The organism is Acetoanaerobium sticklandii, assembly GCF_000196455.1.
GTDB lineage: Bacteria > Bacillota > Clostridia > Peptostreptococcales > Filifactoraceae > Acetoanaerobium > Acetoanaerobium sticklandii.
The window spans coordinates 1512916-1526266 of the sequence record NC_014614.1 but is presented as its reverse complement, the minus strand read 5'-3'; the positions used below and the strand labels follow the sequence as shown (position 1 = coordinate 1526266).

At 31.3% G+C, this 13351-nt stretch carries 14 protein-coding genes and 1 tRNA gene; 13 read left to right on the top strand and 2 right to left on the bottom strand.

Annotated elements, in window-relative coordinates; all coding sequences use genetic code 11:
- The first annotated feature begins 15 nt into the window (after positions 1-15).
- Together sdaAB and sdaAA are read left to right on the top strand one after the other, a co-directional pair.
- A complete protein-coding gene (gene sdaAB / locus CLOST_RS06985; protein ID WP_013361578.1) occupies positions 16-681 on the top strand; it encodes an L-serine ammonia-lyase, iron-sulfur-dependent subunit beta in 666 nt (221 codons plus the stop codon).
- A gap of 29 nt (positions 682-710) precedes the next feature.
- A complete protein-coding gene (gene sdaAA / locus CLOST_RS06980) occupies positions 711-1583 on the top strand; it encodes an L-serine ammonia-lyase, iron-sulfur-dependent, subunit alpha (protein WP_013361577.1) in 873 nt (290 codons plus the stop codon).
- 78 nt (positions 1584-1661) lie between these two features.
- Here sdaAA and CLOST_RS06975 read toward each other — a convergent pair whose 3' ends face one another.
- Both CLOST_RS06975 and CLOST_RS06970 read right to left on the bottom strand, forming a co-directional pair.
- Positions 1662-2093 carry a hypothetical protein gene (locus tag CLOST_RS06975; RefSeq protein WP_013361576.1) on the bottom strand — a complete coding sequence of 144 codons (432 nt, stop codon included), beginning with the start codon at positions 2091-2093 and terminating at the stop codon, positions 1662-1664.
- Positions 2094-2180: 87 nt separating this feature from the next.
- Positions 2181-3482 carry a D-alanyl-D-alanine carboxypeptidase family protein gene (locus CLOST_RS06970; RefSeq protein WP_013361575.1) on the bottom strand — a complete coding sequence of 434 codons (1302 nt, stop codon included), beginning with the start codon at positions 3480-3482 and terminating at the stop codon, positions 2181-2183.
- A gap of 148 nt (positions 3483-3630) precedes the next feature.
- On the opposite strand from CLOST_RS06970, the gene CLOST_RS06965 reads away from it, so the two are divergent.
- From CLOST_RS06965 to rpmF, 11 genes are all read left to right on the top strand, one after another.
- Positions 3631-4248 carry a helix-hairpin-helix domain-containing protein gene (locus CLOST_RS06965; RefSeq protein ID WP_013361574.1) on the top strand — a complete coding sequence of 206 codons (618 nt, stop codon included), beginning with the start codon at positions 3631-3633 and terminating at the stop codon, positions 4246-4248.
- Positions 4249-4416: 168 nt separating this feature from the next.
- The gene (gene tpx, locus CLOST_RS06960; protein WP_013361573.1) at positions 4417-4929 is read left to right on the top strand and encodes a thiol peroxidase; all 513 of its coding nucleotides are present in this window, start codon (positions 4417-4419) and stop codon (positions 4927-4929) included.
- A gap of 97 nt (positions 4930-5026) precedes the next feature.
- The gene (gene selD, locus CLOST_RS06955; protein ID WP_081455094.1) at positions 5027-6070 is read left to right on the top strand and encodes a selenide, water dikinase SelD; all 1044 of its coding nucleotides are present in this window, start codon (positions 5027-5029) and stop codon (positions 6068-6070) included.
- A gap of 4 nt (positions 6071-6074) precedes the next feature.
- Positions 6075-7493, top strand: a complete 1419-nt coding sequence (gene selA / locus CLOST_RS06950; RefSeq protein WP_013361571.1) for an L-seryl-tRNA(Sec) selenium transferase — start codon at positions 6075-6077, stop codon at positions 7491-7493.
- Between the two features lie 11 nt (positions 7494-7504).
- The gene (gene selB / locus CLOST_RS06945) at positions 7505-9388 is read left to right on the top strand and encodes a selenocysteine-specific translation elongation factor (RefSeq protein ID WP_013361570.1); all 1884 of its coding nucleotides are present in this window, start codon (positions 7505-7507) and stop codon (positions 9386-9388) included.
- A gap of 11 nt (positions 9389-9399) precedes the next feature.
- Complete coding sequence (locus CLOST_RS06940; protein ID WP_013361569.1) at positions 9400-10086, top strand: response regulator transcription factor; 687 nt, start codon at positions 9400-9402, stop codon at positions 10084-10086.
- 175 nt (positions 10087-10261) lie between these two features.
- Positions 10262-11083, top strand: coding sequence for a sensor histidine kinase (locus tag CLOST_RS06935; RefSeq protein WP_162091642.1), 822 nt, complete (start codon positions 10262-10264; stop codon positions 11081-11083).
- Positions 11084-11142: 59 nt separating this feature from the next.
- A tRNA-Sec gene (locus tag CLOST_RS06930) sits at positions 11143-11239 on the top strand.
- A gap of 56 nt (positions 11240-11295) precedes the next feature.
- A complete protein-coding gene (locus CLOST_RS06925) occupies positions 11296-12495 on the top strand; it encodes an acetate/propionate family kinase (RefSeq protein ID WP_013361567.1) in 1200 nt (399 codons plus the stop codon).
- 118 nt (positions 12496-12613) lie between these two features.
- Positions 12614-13117, top strand: a complete 504-nt coding sequence (locus tag CLOST_RS06920) for a YceD family protein (RefSeq protein WP_013361566.1) — start codon at positions 12614-12616, stop codon at positions 13115-13117.
- Between the two features lie 17 nt (positions 13118-13134).
- Positions 13135-13311 (top strand): 50S ribosomal protein L32, encoded by a 177-nt coding sequence (rpmF, locus tag CLOST_RS06915; RefSeq protein ID WP_013361565.1) that lies wholly within the window; start codon positions 13135-13137, stop codon positions 13309-13311.
- Positions 13312-13351: the final 40 nt, after the last annotated feature.

Genomic DNA, 13351 nt, shown 5'->3' with positions numbered 1-13351 from the left:
TTTCAGAGGTGTTTTATGAAAAAAATAAGTGTATTTGATATTATAGGACCTATTATGATAGGACCATCTAGCTCCCATACAGCTGGAGCTTTGAGAATTTCTCTAATTGCCTATAAAATATTTAAAGGAACAATTAAAGAAGTGAAATTTACTCTTTATGGTTCATTTGCAAAAACCTATAAAGGGCATGGTACTGATAGAGCCTTACTAGGTGGAATAATGGGTTTTGATACTGACGATGACAGAATTAGAAATTCATTTGAGATAGCAGATAAAAATAATTTGAAATATTCTTTCGTTGAAGGAGAAACTACACCTGAGATGCATCCAAATACAGTTAGAATTGATATTCTAGGTGAGAACGCTTCTATGAGTTTGGTTGGAGAATCAATTGGAGGAGGCAGTGTATTAGTAAGACAAATAAATGGTATAGATGTTAAATTTACTGGAGAATATGCTACTATAATGGTTCAACAAATTGATAAACCAGGAGTAGTTGCTCATATAACAAAAGTTTTAAGTGAAAATAATATTAATATAGCTTTTATGAGCCTGTTCAGAGAATCTTTGGGAGAAAAAGCTTTTACTATGCTTGAACTTGATGAAAAGGTATCTGAAGATATATTACTTAAATTGAAGGAACATGAGTATATAATTGATACTTTTTTAATTTCTATATAATGTAGTATTTTTTAAAGAGGAGAGATTGTATGAAATTTAATAATGGAAAAGAATTATTGGATTTATGTAGCAAAGAAAATCTAATGATTTCTGATATTATGATTAAGCTTGAAATGAATAACTATAGTAAAACAGAAGATGAAGTCTTTGCTCAAATGCATAAGTCATTTATTATTATGAAGAATGCAGTTCACAAATCTTTAACAGAAGATATAAAATCTATGGGTGGATTAATAGGTGGAGAAGCAAAAAAACTTATTAAGCAAATTGAAAACAATAAAAATATAAGCGGACTTACAACGTCGAAAGCTATGGCATACGCAATGGGAGTGTTAGAAGTAAATGCTTCAATGGGTCTGATAGTAGCGGCACCAACAGCTGGTTCGTGTGGTATTATACCTGGAGTTTTAACTGCAATTCAAGAAGCTCATGGTTTTACTGATGAACAGATGACAAAAGCTCTATTTACAGCTGCTGGAATAGGAATGGTTGTAACTATGAATGCAACTGTTGCTGGGGCCGAAGGAGGTTGCCAAGCTGAAACAGGAAGTGCTGCAGCGATGGCATCTGCTGCAGTTTGTGAACTTATGGGTGGTACACCAAAGCAGTGTCTAGATGCTGCAGCAATATGTATCAAGAATATTATGGGATTAATATGCGACCCAATTGCAGGCTTAGTTGAAGCACCTTGCCAGAAAAGAAATGCTATTGGAGCTACAAATTCTCTTATTAGTGCGGAGATGACTTTAGCAGGTATCGATAGTATAATTCCTTTTGATGAGGTTGTAGAATCTATGTATAAAGTAGGAAGAAGCATGCCGGTAGAACTTAGAGAAACTGCTCTTGGAGGAGTTGCTGCAACAGCTACGGGTTGTACCTTATGTTCGAAAATATTTAATTAAAAAAATATTTAATAACCTTCATAACTAAAAAAGAAAAAATAAAAACACTTCTAATTTGAAGTGTTTTTATTTTTAAAATTATAAACTTACCTTTTCATAGTTATGAGAATATTTTTGAACTTTTTCTAAAACAGCTTGGTCATAAATGCTAGCTGAAATGATAATTTCAAACTCATGTTTATCTGATAATTTATCAATACCGTCAATAAACGATATTAAATCAGCAGACAAAGGATTAATTATCTTATCTAGACCGTCGATAAAGATTTTTTCAATATCGTAATTCTCGCTGACCAAGCCACAAATAAAGCCATAAATTGAAGAAAAAGTATCAAGATTAAAATCTTGAGTGGAGATAAATCGAATATCTCGATGAAGTTGATGCATATGCTTACTGCTTGATTCAATATAAACTAATTCGCCTTTTACTAACTCAATCGATTCATTTGCCATTTGAATCATTGCTTTTGTTTTACCACTACCAGCCTCACCGATTAATAATTTTACCATTGGAATTACCTCCTTGTAAAATTGGTTAAATTTTTTAAATATTGTGCTTATATATATTAAACCAAAAAAACGCAGAAATTAAAAGCCTTAATATAGTTTACGATAAGATTTTCTTTTTAATCTTTTTTTTCTCTTGCAATAAACATAATATCTAAATCCAATAAATAGAACAAATAAGCTTGATAATGAATAACCTAAATATTTTAGTATACTTGAAGAATTATATGTAAATATCTGTTTAATAAAGTTGAAATTAAATATAGACTCGACATTGTTAAGGGCAAAAAGAGTAAGTTCGTTTGTAGATTTATCATTACTAATAACTAGTTTTCCAACAATATCTCCCTTAGAAATAGGTAGTTTTAAATCATTTAACATAATTTTAGTGTTATATACTGGTAAACTAGACTTAAGATAAGGAACCACAAAATTTTCTTTAGTACCATATTCCAAGCTTCCTTGAGAGGAGTAGTTTATAGGCTGACTCCCGAGCACAGTATCCTTTTTTATAAGAGTTTTTTTCTCAAAATTATCAAAGCCATAATCAAGTAAAAGTCTAGAATCTCTGTAAACATCGTATCCGGAAGCTTTAAACACTACAGAAATTACTCTAATATCATTTTTCTTCCCACTTGAAACTAAACAATTGCCAGCTTCTCCTGTATAGCCGGTTTTAATACCGTCAACTACCTCATATTTTATTGGTATGTATTCGTTGTTATAGATTATTTTACTCGTAGACCATAAAAACCTGTTTGTATTTCTAAAATATCTTTTTTCTGGGGTTTGAGGCGTTTCATTAAGAGTTACATTTACTTGTGATACAAGCTCTCTAAAAGTAGCATTTTTCATAGCTTCTCTAGCTATTAAAGCCATATCATGTGCGCTTATTGTATGGCTAGGGTCATGAAGACCATTAGGGTTTGCAAAGCTTGTATTAGCACAGCCGATATCTTTTGCCCTTTGGTTCATCAAAGTTGCAAAGCTTTGAATATCACCTGATATAGTTCTGGCTAAAAGGACTGCAGCATCATTTGCTGATTTAACTAATAAGCCATCTAAGAGTTCTCTAACAGTGAATACTTCTCCAGGGAGCAGATACATAGCGCTTCCATCTGCTGGCCCCATATCTTCAGGGACTGTAATTTTATCTTCTAAATTTAAATGTTCAAGAGCTAAGAGTGCTGTCATTATTTTTGTAGTTGATGCTGGATACATTGGAGCATTAGCATTTTTTTCGTAGAGAATTTCTCCGCTATCTATCTCAATTAATATTGCTGCTTCAGCTGATATATCAGGCTCAATGGGAGATGCGAAGCTAGAGCTAATAAATAAGTTGAGAAATAATATAGTAATAATTCCATAAACAAAGCATAATTTAGTTTTCATTAAATACCTCCAATAACAATTACTAGAATTTAGTATAACATACTATGATAATTTGATTCTAGAACTAGAGAAAAAATTTAAAAAATAAAGGAGTTTTTGATTTTATGAAGAAATGTTTAACTATAAGAATATTAAAAGGGAGATTATTATGAAGAACAAAAATAAATATCTTTTAATAACTATTATTTTAGTATTTACTTTACTTACAGTTATGGTTATAAACCTTAATGCCAATAGCAAGGAATACATCATTGGAGATACTGATAGCTCTATAATGCAAGATGAATCTATAGCTGATGATACTGAAGAAGAAAATTATGAGCAAGAGGAAAACAGCAATGTAACTGTTTTTGTAAGCGGAGAAGTTTTAAATCAAAGAGTTGTTGAAATAGAAAAAGGAAAAAGATTAATAGATGCAGTAGAAATATGTGGAGGCCTTACGGAAAAAGCTGACTTAAATGCTGTAAACCTAGCTCTAGTATTAGAAGAGGAAGGACACTATATAATTCCTGCAATAGGAGATACGAATGTACTTAATGTCACAAATTTAAACCAGATGAATTCATCGTCTAACCTTGTAAATATAAATTCTGCAGATATTGAGTTATTAAAAACACTTCCCGGTGTTGGAGACGTCCTGGGGCAGAGAATATTGGATAAAAGAGATGAACTAGGCAAATTTACTTCAATTAATCAGCTTAATGATGTATCTGGAATCGGAGATAAAAAATTTTCTGATATTAAAGATAAGGTAACAATAGATTAGTAGCTTTTTTACTCTTAAATATAAACTAAAACTTCAATTCGTATTATAAATTTTTACTTTAGTTAATCTATGTAACTTTTATAAGTTTAATATTGATTATTTGGGTATATAAGATTTAGTGTGATAATTTAAGCATTTAATCATATTATCAAAGAAGGGAAGATTATAATGAATAAAAGACAAAATATAGTAACAATGAAAGGCAATCCTATAACTTTACTGGGAAACGAAATAAAAGTGGGAGATAATGCTCCAGATTTTACAGTAGTAGACAATGATTTAAATCCATTTGTTTTTAGTAGTGAGCCAGCTAGTGTAAAAATAATTAGTGTAGTACCATCTCTAGATACTTCAGTATGCGAATTTCAAACTACTCATTTTAATGAAACAGCTTCAGAATTAGGAGATGTAAAAATAATAACTATAAGTGTCGATTTACCATTTGCTCAGAAAAGATTCTGCGTAGGAAAAGGCATAGATAAAGTCAAAGTGTATTCGGATTATAAGGATTTATCATTTGGTTTAAATTACGGGTTTGTTATTGAAGAGCTTAGATTATTAGCAAGAGGAATAGTGGTTATAGATAAAAATAATAAAGTAACATATGTGGAATATGTAAAAGAAGCAACTGACCATCCAAATTATGATAAAGCAATTGAAGAAGCTAGAAAATTAATATAAAATCCAGACACCCCATTTATGGGGTGTTATTTTATATGGAGTTTATGATATATTATAAACGTATAAGTTTGAATATTGTTAAGAAAGTGAGAGAACAATGAAAAGTGTAAAATTGACTCAATTAACAAAATCAGCTGGCTGAGCAGCTAAAATAGGGCCAAAGGATTTGGCAAAAGCATTAGAAAAAATTCCACAAAAATACCATGAAAATTTAATCGTAGGCTATGAGCATTCTGATGATGCAGCTGTTTATAAAATAGATAATGACAAGGCATTAATACAAACTCTGGACTTCTTTACTCCTGTAGTTGATGATCCATATCTTTTTGGGAGTATAGCTGCGGCAAATTCATTATCCGATATTTATGCTATGGGAGGCAAGCCAATCTTAGCTATGAATATTGTTTGCTTCCCAAACTGCTTAGATATGGAGATTCTAGGTGAAATCTTAAGAGGTGGATATGAGAAGGTAGCAGAATCTGGAGCTATTTTAGTGGGAGGTCATTCTGTTGAAGATGATGAACCGAAATATGGTCTTTCTGTTACAGGAATGACAAATCCTAAAAATGTACTTACGAATGCTGGAGCAAAAGAGGGAGACCTACTAGTTTTAACTAAACCTTTAGGAAGCGGTATACTAAATACGGCTATTAAAGGAGATATTATAGAAAAATCTCATTATGAAGAAGTAGTTAAAATAATGAGTTACTTAAATATGTATGCAGCTATACCTTTTGAGAAGCTAAAAGTGCATGCTGTAACAGATATAACAGGATTTGGGCTTATAGGACATCTTGTGGAAATGGCTAAAGGTTCAAATACTACTATTGTTATTGAAACAAAAACTATTCCAGTCATTGATGGTGCCTTTGATTATGCGAAAATGGGAATTATTCCAGCTGGAATGTACAACAACAGAGAATACTTTGAGCATGAGGTTATATATCAAAATGATAAATTTAAGTCATCTATTCTATGTGACATTTTATATGATCCTCAGACATCAGGAGGACTTTTGGTAAGCTTGCCGGAGAGTGAAGCTATAGAGTATATGAAAATTTTAAATTCAACTCAAGCAATAAAATGCGAAATAATAGGTAGAGTAACAAGTAAGAAAGATAAATATATAGTACTGGAGTAGAATAATGAATAAAAGCATAGATAAAAATATTCTTATGAGAAATTTACCATCCATTGATAAATTGCTTCAAAGCTCAATTGCTGTAGATAGCATAAGTATAAATGGACACAATCAAACAGCTATATTGATAAGGAACACTTTATCAGCACTAAGGGATGACGTACTTAATGATAGAATAAAAATGGTGGAAGAGCTTGAACTTGAAAAAATATTATTAAGATTTGAACAACAGTTAAAGCAATATGAAAATAAAAAATTACAAAAAACAATTAATGCAACTGGTGTAATACTGCATACGAACTTAGGAAGAGCTCCTTTGTCAAGATACGTTACTAGATCAGCGCTAGAGACGATTGAAAACTATTCCAATCTGGAATTTGATATTGAGACAGGTAAAAGGGGATCTAGACATGACTATCTAAGAGATATATTATGTAGGCTTACAGGAGCAGAAGATGCTGTTGTTGTTAATAATAATGCTGCTGCTGTTTTGCTTATATTATCAACCTTTGCTAAAAATAAAGAAGTGATTGTTTCAAGAGGAGAGCTTGTTGAAATTGGAGGGTCATTTAGAGTTCCTTCTGTTATGGAGCAAAGTGGAAGTAAACTAGTTGAAGTAGGAACAACCAATAAAACTCATGCTTATGATTATGAAAATGCGATAACTGATGACACTGCACTACTTATGAAGATACATACAAGCAATTTTAAAATAATGGGCTTCACCCAAAGTTTAGAAATCAAACAGATTAAAGCAATAGGGGAGAAATATAATATACCTGTTGTGGAGGATATTGGCAGTGGAGTTTTGATTGATTTAAGAAAATTGAATATGCCTTATGAACCAACAGTTCAAGATTCTATTAATCAGGGGGCAGATATAGTTTCATTCAGTGGAGATAAGCTACTTGGAGGTCCTCAAGCTGGAATTATTGTAGGGAAGAAAGAATATATTCAAAAAATTAAGAAAAACCAGCTTCTAAGAGCGCTTAGAATTGATAAAGTTATGATATCTCTTCTTTACCATACCTTATTAGAATATGATAAGTTTGAACTGCCATACAATTCTATTCCTATACTTGATATGATGTCTAAACCGATAGATGAATTAAAACTAAAAGCCCAAGAACTGTATAATGTTTTATTAGAAGATATTAATTTTGATGGAATAGCAGAAGTAACGATTAATGAAACCAAGGCTCAGGTAGGAGGAGGCTCACTTCCAAATGAATATATAGATAGCTATGCTGTATGCTTGAAGCCATTAAAAATAAGTGTAGCAAAGCTAGAAGAGGATTTGAGAAAAGGGAAATATCATATCATATCTAGAATCCAAAATGATATGCTGATATTAGATGTAAGAACGTTATTTGAAGATGATTTTGAAAAAATATCAGCTGCCCTAAAGCAAATATTGTTATAAGAGGTATAAAAATGAATAATATAATAATTGGAACAGCGGGACATATAGACCATGGAAAAACAACTTTAATAAAAGCTTTGACTGGAGTAGATACCGATAGACTTAAAGAAGAAAAAAAGCGAGGGATTTCTATAGACCTAGGTTTTACAAGCTTTAAAATTAATCCTAATAAAACTGCTGGAATAATTGATGTGCCAGGTCATGAAAAATTTTTAAAAAATATGCTGGCTGGTGTTGCGGGCATGGATATCATTCTACTTGTAGTATCTGCTGAAGAAGGTGTTATGCCTCAAACTAAGGAACACCTAGATATATTAAATTTGATTGGTATAAAAAAAGGAATAATAGTATTAACTAAAGCTGACAAAGTGGATGATGAATTTTTAGAAATGGTAAAAGATGATTTAAGGGCTCATGTAAAATCATCATTTTTAGAAGATGCTGAAATAATTCCAGTAGATTCTATATCGAAAAGAGGAATTGATTTATTAATTAGCAAAATAGATAAGCTAACTGAAGAATTTGAGCCTAAAAACTTGAATGTTGCACCTAGATTGTTTGTAGATAGAATTTTTTCTATTAAAGGTTTTGGAAGCGTAGTAACAGGGACTTTAATTGAAGGCATTTTAAGAGTTGATGATTTGGTGTATCTATATCCTAAAAAAATTGAAAGTAGAGTAAGGGGTTTGCAAGTGCATTCTCAAAAAACAGATATTGCTTATGCGGGACAAAGAGTAGCAGTCAATCTAAGTAATATTTCTTTAGATGATGTACAAAGAGGAGATATTTTATCCTCTAATCAAAATCTTTCTGTCTCAATGATGCTAGATGTAAAAATTACTATGCTAAATGACATATCAAAGGACTTAGAACATTGGGACAGAGTCAGAGTCTATCATGGAGCTAGAGAAATTCTAGCTAGAGTGGTTCCTTTAGAATCTGATGTACTTGCAAAAGGGAAATCTGGGTATGTTCAATTAAGGTTAGAAGAGGAAGTGTCTTGTAAGGAAAAAGACCATATAATATTAAGGTTCTATTCTCCTCTTGAAACTATTGGAGGAGGCATAATCCTAGATTCTGACCCTGAGAAGCACACTATTAATACTTTAAATATAGTTGAAAAACTGAGTTTGAAGGAAAAAGGTACACTTTCAGATAGAATATTACAATTAATTCAAAGTAAATCAGTATTAGTTAACAAGGAAATATTAATTAAGGAGTTAGGAGACGAAGCATCTAAGATAGAAAATGAAATTCATTTAATGCTTGAAAATGAAGAGCTCATAGAAGTTGCTGGTCTTCTTATAGATACAAAAGGCTTAGATACTATAGTTGGCCAAATTCAAAAACAACTTAAGTATTATCACAGCAAATTCCCATTTAGAGCTGGAGCTAGTAAAGAAGAGTTAAGAACTAAAATAACATTTAAATTAAAACCTAAAGAATTCGATGCTCTAATGAACTTTCTGGAGAGCAAAAATATAGTTAGTATGAATGATAAATATGTTTCAAGTTACGGCTTTGAAGTTTGTTTTGATGATAAAGCACTAGCATTAAAAAATGAAATTGAGAGCTACTATATTAATAATAAAACGCCTTTTCAAACGGATAAGGTTATTGGCAATAGTTTAGAAAGTCTTGAAATGATTCATTACCTTATTGGTAAATCACTAATTAAACTAAGTGATGATTTGTTTTATGACAAGCTACTTATTGAAAAATATCAGAGTATAGTTAAAAAATATTTGGATAAAAATGGAGAAGTAAGTATAAAGGATTTAAAAGATGAGACAGAATTAAGCAGGAAATATTTAATAGCTATAATGGAATATTTTGATAGAATAAAATTCACAAAGCGAAGCGGTGAAGTTAGAATATCATATGATAGAAACTAAGAGGTGAGTTCATGGCAAATATCCTTGTCGTTGACGATGAGCCTTTGATAGTAAAAGGGCTGAAGTTTTCACTTGAACAAGGAGGTCATATAATTGATACATCATTTGATGGAAATGATGCGCTTGAAAATATTAAATCAAAGGATTATGACATTATACTTTTGGATTTGATGCTGCCAATTATAGATGGATTTGAAGTATGCAAAAAAGTCAGAGAAACCTCTGATGTTCCAATCATAATTTTAAGCGCTAAAGGAGAAGACATTAGCAAAATCAAAGGTCTAGAAATAGGTGCAGACGACTATATAACAAAACCATTTAACATAATGGAGTTAAAGGCTAGAGTTAATGCAATACTGAGGAGAATGGAAAAATCGAAAAAAATAGTTGCTCAAAAACATTTAGGGGATATTACTTTAAACTATTTAGACAGAAAAGTAACTAGAAACTCTGAGGAAATAAATTTGACCTCGAAGGAATTTGATTTGTTGTTTTTATTAATGGATAATCCTAATAAGGTTTTTTCGAGAGAGGCATTGCTCGAGAAGGTATGGAAGTATGAACATTTTGGGGATTTGAGAACAGTTGATGTGCATATTAGAAAATTAAGAGAAAAAATAGAAGATAACTCCTCGAATCCCGTTCATATTATGACAAAATGGGGTGAAGGATATTATTTCCAATTTAAAAAAGAATAGCATCATCATCAATATAATACTATCTTATATATTAACTTTGTATTTATTGTATACATTTACTAGTCAAAAGCAGTTGATGTATTCAGCGATAATTTTTATAGTTATACTGTTTCTTTCGCTCACTTCATATAATTATTTTATCAATAGAATATATTTAAATGATTTGCTAAGTGTAATGTCAAATATTGCAAATGGAAGATATGAAAAAAAATCTTTGGATGAAAACAAGCATACGGAAATGGATACTCAGCTTAACATGATATCAGCAAGAGTTGAAACCTTGGAAAAGCAGAAAGATTCCTTTATATATGATATATCTCACGAGCTTAGAACGCCACTTAGCACTATCAAGATATTATCTCAGAGTATACAATATTCTCAAAATGATGAAGTGGATATTTATAAGGAATTTTTTTCGGATATCGTAAACGAAATTGATAGAATGGATAATATAATAACTGATATGATGCAGTCTGTTGATTTAGATCCTAACAGCTATATAGTTAAACTAAGGCTTTCATATCTAAATTATTTATGTGAAAGCATAGTTAAACGATTACAGCCAATAGCATTTAAAAAAAATATAACGATAGAGTTTGTAGCTCTTTCTAATTTGCAGATTTATATTGACCCAACGAAAATAGATAGAGCAGTTTCCAATATAATTGAGAATGCTATTAAGTATAGCGAGAACGATTCCAAGATAGAAGTAACCCTATATCAAGAAAGAAACAGAGCATGTATTAGCGTTAGAGATGAAGGAATTGGAATATCTCAAAGTGAAATAAATAGGATCTTTGAGAGATTTTATAGAGTAAAAAAAGATAGAAGTAGAACTACAGGAGGAAGTGGTCTGGGTTTATATATTACTAAAAAAATTATTGATATGCATCAGGGTGAAATTGACATAAAAAGTATAGAAAATATAGGCAGTATATTTACTATAAAGCTTCCAATGAATCTATATTCTCAAACTATTTTTAATAAAAATAACTAAAATTTAAATTTTCTATTTAAATTTGATAAAAATATGATATAATTCAATAGTGTTTGAATGGGAGTAGATGGGTGCTGGTGTGTCCTCTGGTCTTCAAAACCAGTTTGAGGGGTTAGGAGCCTCTTAGGTAGGTTCGATTCCTACATACTCCCGCCAAAAATTATTGATGAATAATTATGTTATAATATAATAAAAAAATAGGGGGAAGAAGCATGAATGTACTTGTTATTAACTGTGGTAGTTCTTCATTAAAGTATCAATTTATTGATATGACATCTGAAGAAGTATTAGCAAAAGGGTTAGTTGAAAGAATTGGTATTGAAGGATCTATATTAAAGCACCAAACTACAGGAAAAGACAAAGTATCAATTGAACAACCTATGCATGACCATAAGATTGCTTTACAATTAGTTTTAGAAGCACTTATGAACTCAGAATACGGCGCAATCAAGGATTTAAAAGAAATAGCAGCAGTTGGACACAGAGTTGTTCACGGCGGAGAAGCTTTCTCGCATTCAGCTCTAATTGATGAGCATGTTAAAAAAGCAATTGAAGATTGTATTGAATTAGCACCACTACATAACCCACCAAATTTAATTGGTATAAATGCATGTCAAGAAATTCTTCCTAATGTACCTATGGTTGCAGTTTTTGATACAGCTTTCCACCAAACTATGCCAAAGTCTTCATATCTATATGGATTACCATATGAGTATTATGAAAAATATAAAGTTAGAAGATACGGTTTCCATGGAACATCTCATAAATATGTAGCTCAAAAAACTGCAGAAATCCTAAATAAGAATCTTGAAGATATCAATATAATTACTTGCCACCTAGGAAATGGAGCAAGTGTTACAGCAGTTGAAAAAGGCCATTCTGTAGATACTTCTATGGGCTTTACACCGCTTGAAGGACTTATCATGGGAACTAGATGTGGAGATATTGATCCAGCGATGGTTACTTTCCTAATGGAAAAAGAAAATTTAAGCACAGCACAAATCAATGATGTAATGAATAAAAAATCTGGTGTTTTAGGAATTTCAAAAGTAAGCTCTGATTTTAGAGATATTGAAACTGAAGCAGAAAAAGGAAATGAAAATGCTAAAATAGCACTAGAAACTTATTATAAAAAAGTTAAAAAATACATTGGAGCTTATATGGCAGAAATGGGAAGCGTTGATGCTATAGTTTTCACTGCAGGATTAGGAGAAAATTCATCTTCTGCTAGATTAGCGATTTGTGGTGGAATGGAAGGCATTGGCATAGAAATAGATGCTAAAGAAAACGATATGCGCGGAGAAGAAAAAGTAGTTTCTAAGCCTTCATCAAAAATATCTGTTTTAGTAGTTCCTACAAATGAAGAATTAATGATAGCTAGAGACACTTTAGAAATAGTAAAATCAATCTAATATGATTTTAATTTTGAAGCAGGGGGCTTTTGTCACCTGCTTCTATCAAGTAATTTTACTTGACAAATTTGCAATGAATTTGTATAATAAGCCTTGTTGATTATTGAGGTGAATGGTTATGATATCAATAAAAGATTTTAGAATGAGTTCTCAAAGAAATAAAGAAATAGATACGACACTTCCAATCTTAAAAAGAGATTTGGGGTATATCGATTTTCAATTTTCAGAGTTTCCTCATATAGTTGGAAAAATATATAAAGATTCTTCTGAAGTTTATGCTGATTTTAATGTCAGTGTATTTATAAAAGAGAATTGTTCTAGATGTTTAAAAGACATGATAGTTCACCACTCTGTTTCTATCAGTGGAGTACTTTCCAACGATGAAATTATGCAAGAAGATGAAGATGTAATTTTAACGCAAGAAGATATGCTTGATTTGGAACATATTTTAGATATGGCTCTAATAGATTACGCTCCTTCTAAGTTGTTATGTAAATCTGACTGCAAAGGCCTTTGCAAGAATTGTGGAGCCGATTTAAATACCACGACTTGCAGTTGTAACATTATGGATGAGAATATAGATCCGAGAATGCAAATACTAAAGGATCTTTTAAAAAAATAATGAAGGAGGTGCACTAAATGGCAGTACCAAAGAGAAAAACGGCTAAGTCAGCTACTCGTTCAAGAAGAGCAGCAAATATGCAGATAACAGCAAATGGTCTAGTTGAATGTCCTCAGTGTCATGAACCAAAATTATCTCATAGAGTATGTCCGGAATGTGGACATTACAAAGGAAAAGAAGTAGTAGCTAAATAAAAGAGGCATGTAGAAAACTACATGCTTTTTTTTTACCATA

What these genes read in the sequence shown, in the direction of transcription:
- CLOST_RS06965 (WP_013361574.1), top strand. Translation starts at nt 3,631, where the DNA reads ATGAAGAACAAAAATAAATATCTTTTAATAACTATTATTTTAGTATTT.
- CLOST_RS06925 (WP_013361567.1), top strand. Translation starts at nt 11,296, where the DNA reads ATGAATGTACTTGTTATTAACTGTGGTAGTTCTTCATTAAAGTATCAA.
- CLOST_RS06935 (WP_162091642.1), top strand. Translation starts at nt 10,262, where the DNA reads ATGTCAAATATTGCAAATGGAAGATATGAAAAAAAATCTTTGGATGAA.
- tpx (WP_013361573.1), top strand. Translation starts at nt 4,417, where the DNA reads ATGAATAAAAGACAAAATATAGTAACAATGAAAGGCAATCCTATAACT.
- CLOST_RS06970 (WP_013361575.1), bottom strand. Translation starts at nt 3,482, where the DNA reads ATGAAAACTAAATTATGCTTTGTTTATGGAATTATTACTATATTATTT.
- selA (WP_013361571.1), top strand. Translation starts at nt 6,075, where the DNA reads ATGAATAAAAGCATAGATAAAAATATTCTTATGAGAAATTTACCATCC.
- CLOST_RS06940 (WP_013361569.1), top strand. Translation starts at nt 9,400, where the DNA reads ATGGCAAATATCCTTGTCGTTGACGATGAGCCTTTGATAGTAAAAGGG.
- sdaAA (WP_013361577.1), top strand. Translation starts at nt 711, where the DNA reads ATGAAATTTAATAATGGAAAAGAATTATTGGATTTATGTAGCAAAGAA.
- sdaAB (WP_013361578.1), top strand. Translation starts at nt 16, where the DNA reads ATGAAAAAAATAAGTGTATTTGATATTATAGGACCTATTATGATAGGA.
- rpmF (WP_013361565.1), top strand. Translation starts at nt 13,135, where the DNA reads ATGGCAGTACCAAAGAGAAAAACGGCTAAGTCAGCTACTCGTTCAAGA.
- CLOST_RS06920 (WP_013361566.1), top strand. Translation starts at nt 12,614, where the DNA reads ATGATATCAATAAAAGATTTTAGAATGAGTTCTCAAAGAAATAAAGAA.
- selB (WP_013361570.1), top strand. Translation starts at nt 7,505, where the DNA reads ATGAATAATATAATAATTGGAACAGCGGGACATATAGACCATGGAAAA.
- CLOST_RS06975 (WP_013361576.1), bottom strand. Translation starts at nt 2,093, where the DNA reads ATGGTAAAATTATTAATCGGTGAGGCTGGTAGTGGTAAAACAAAAGCA.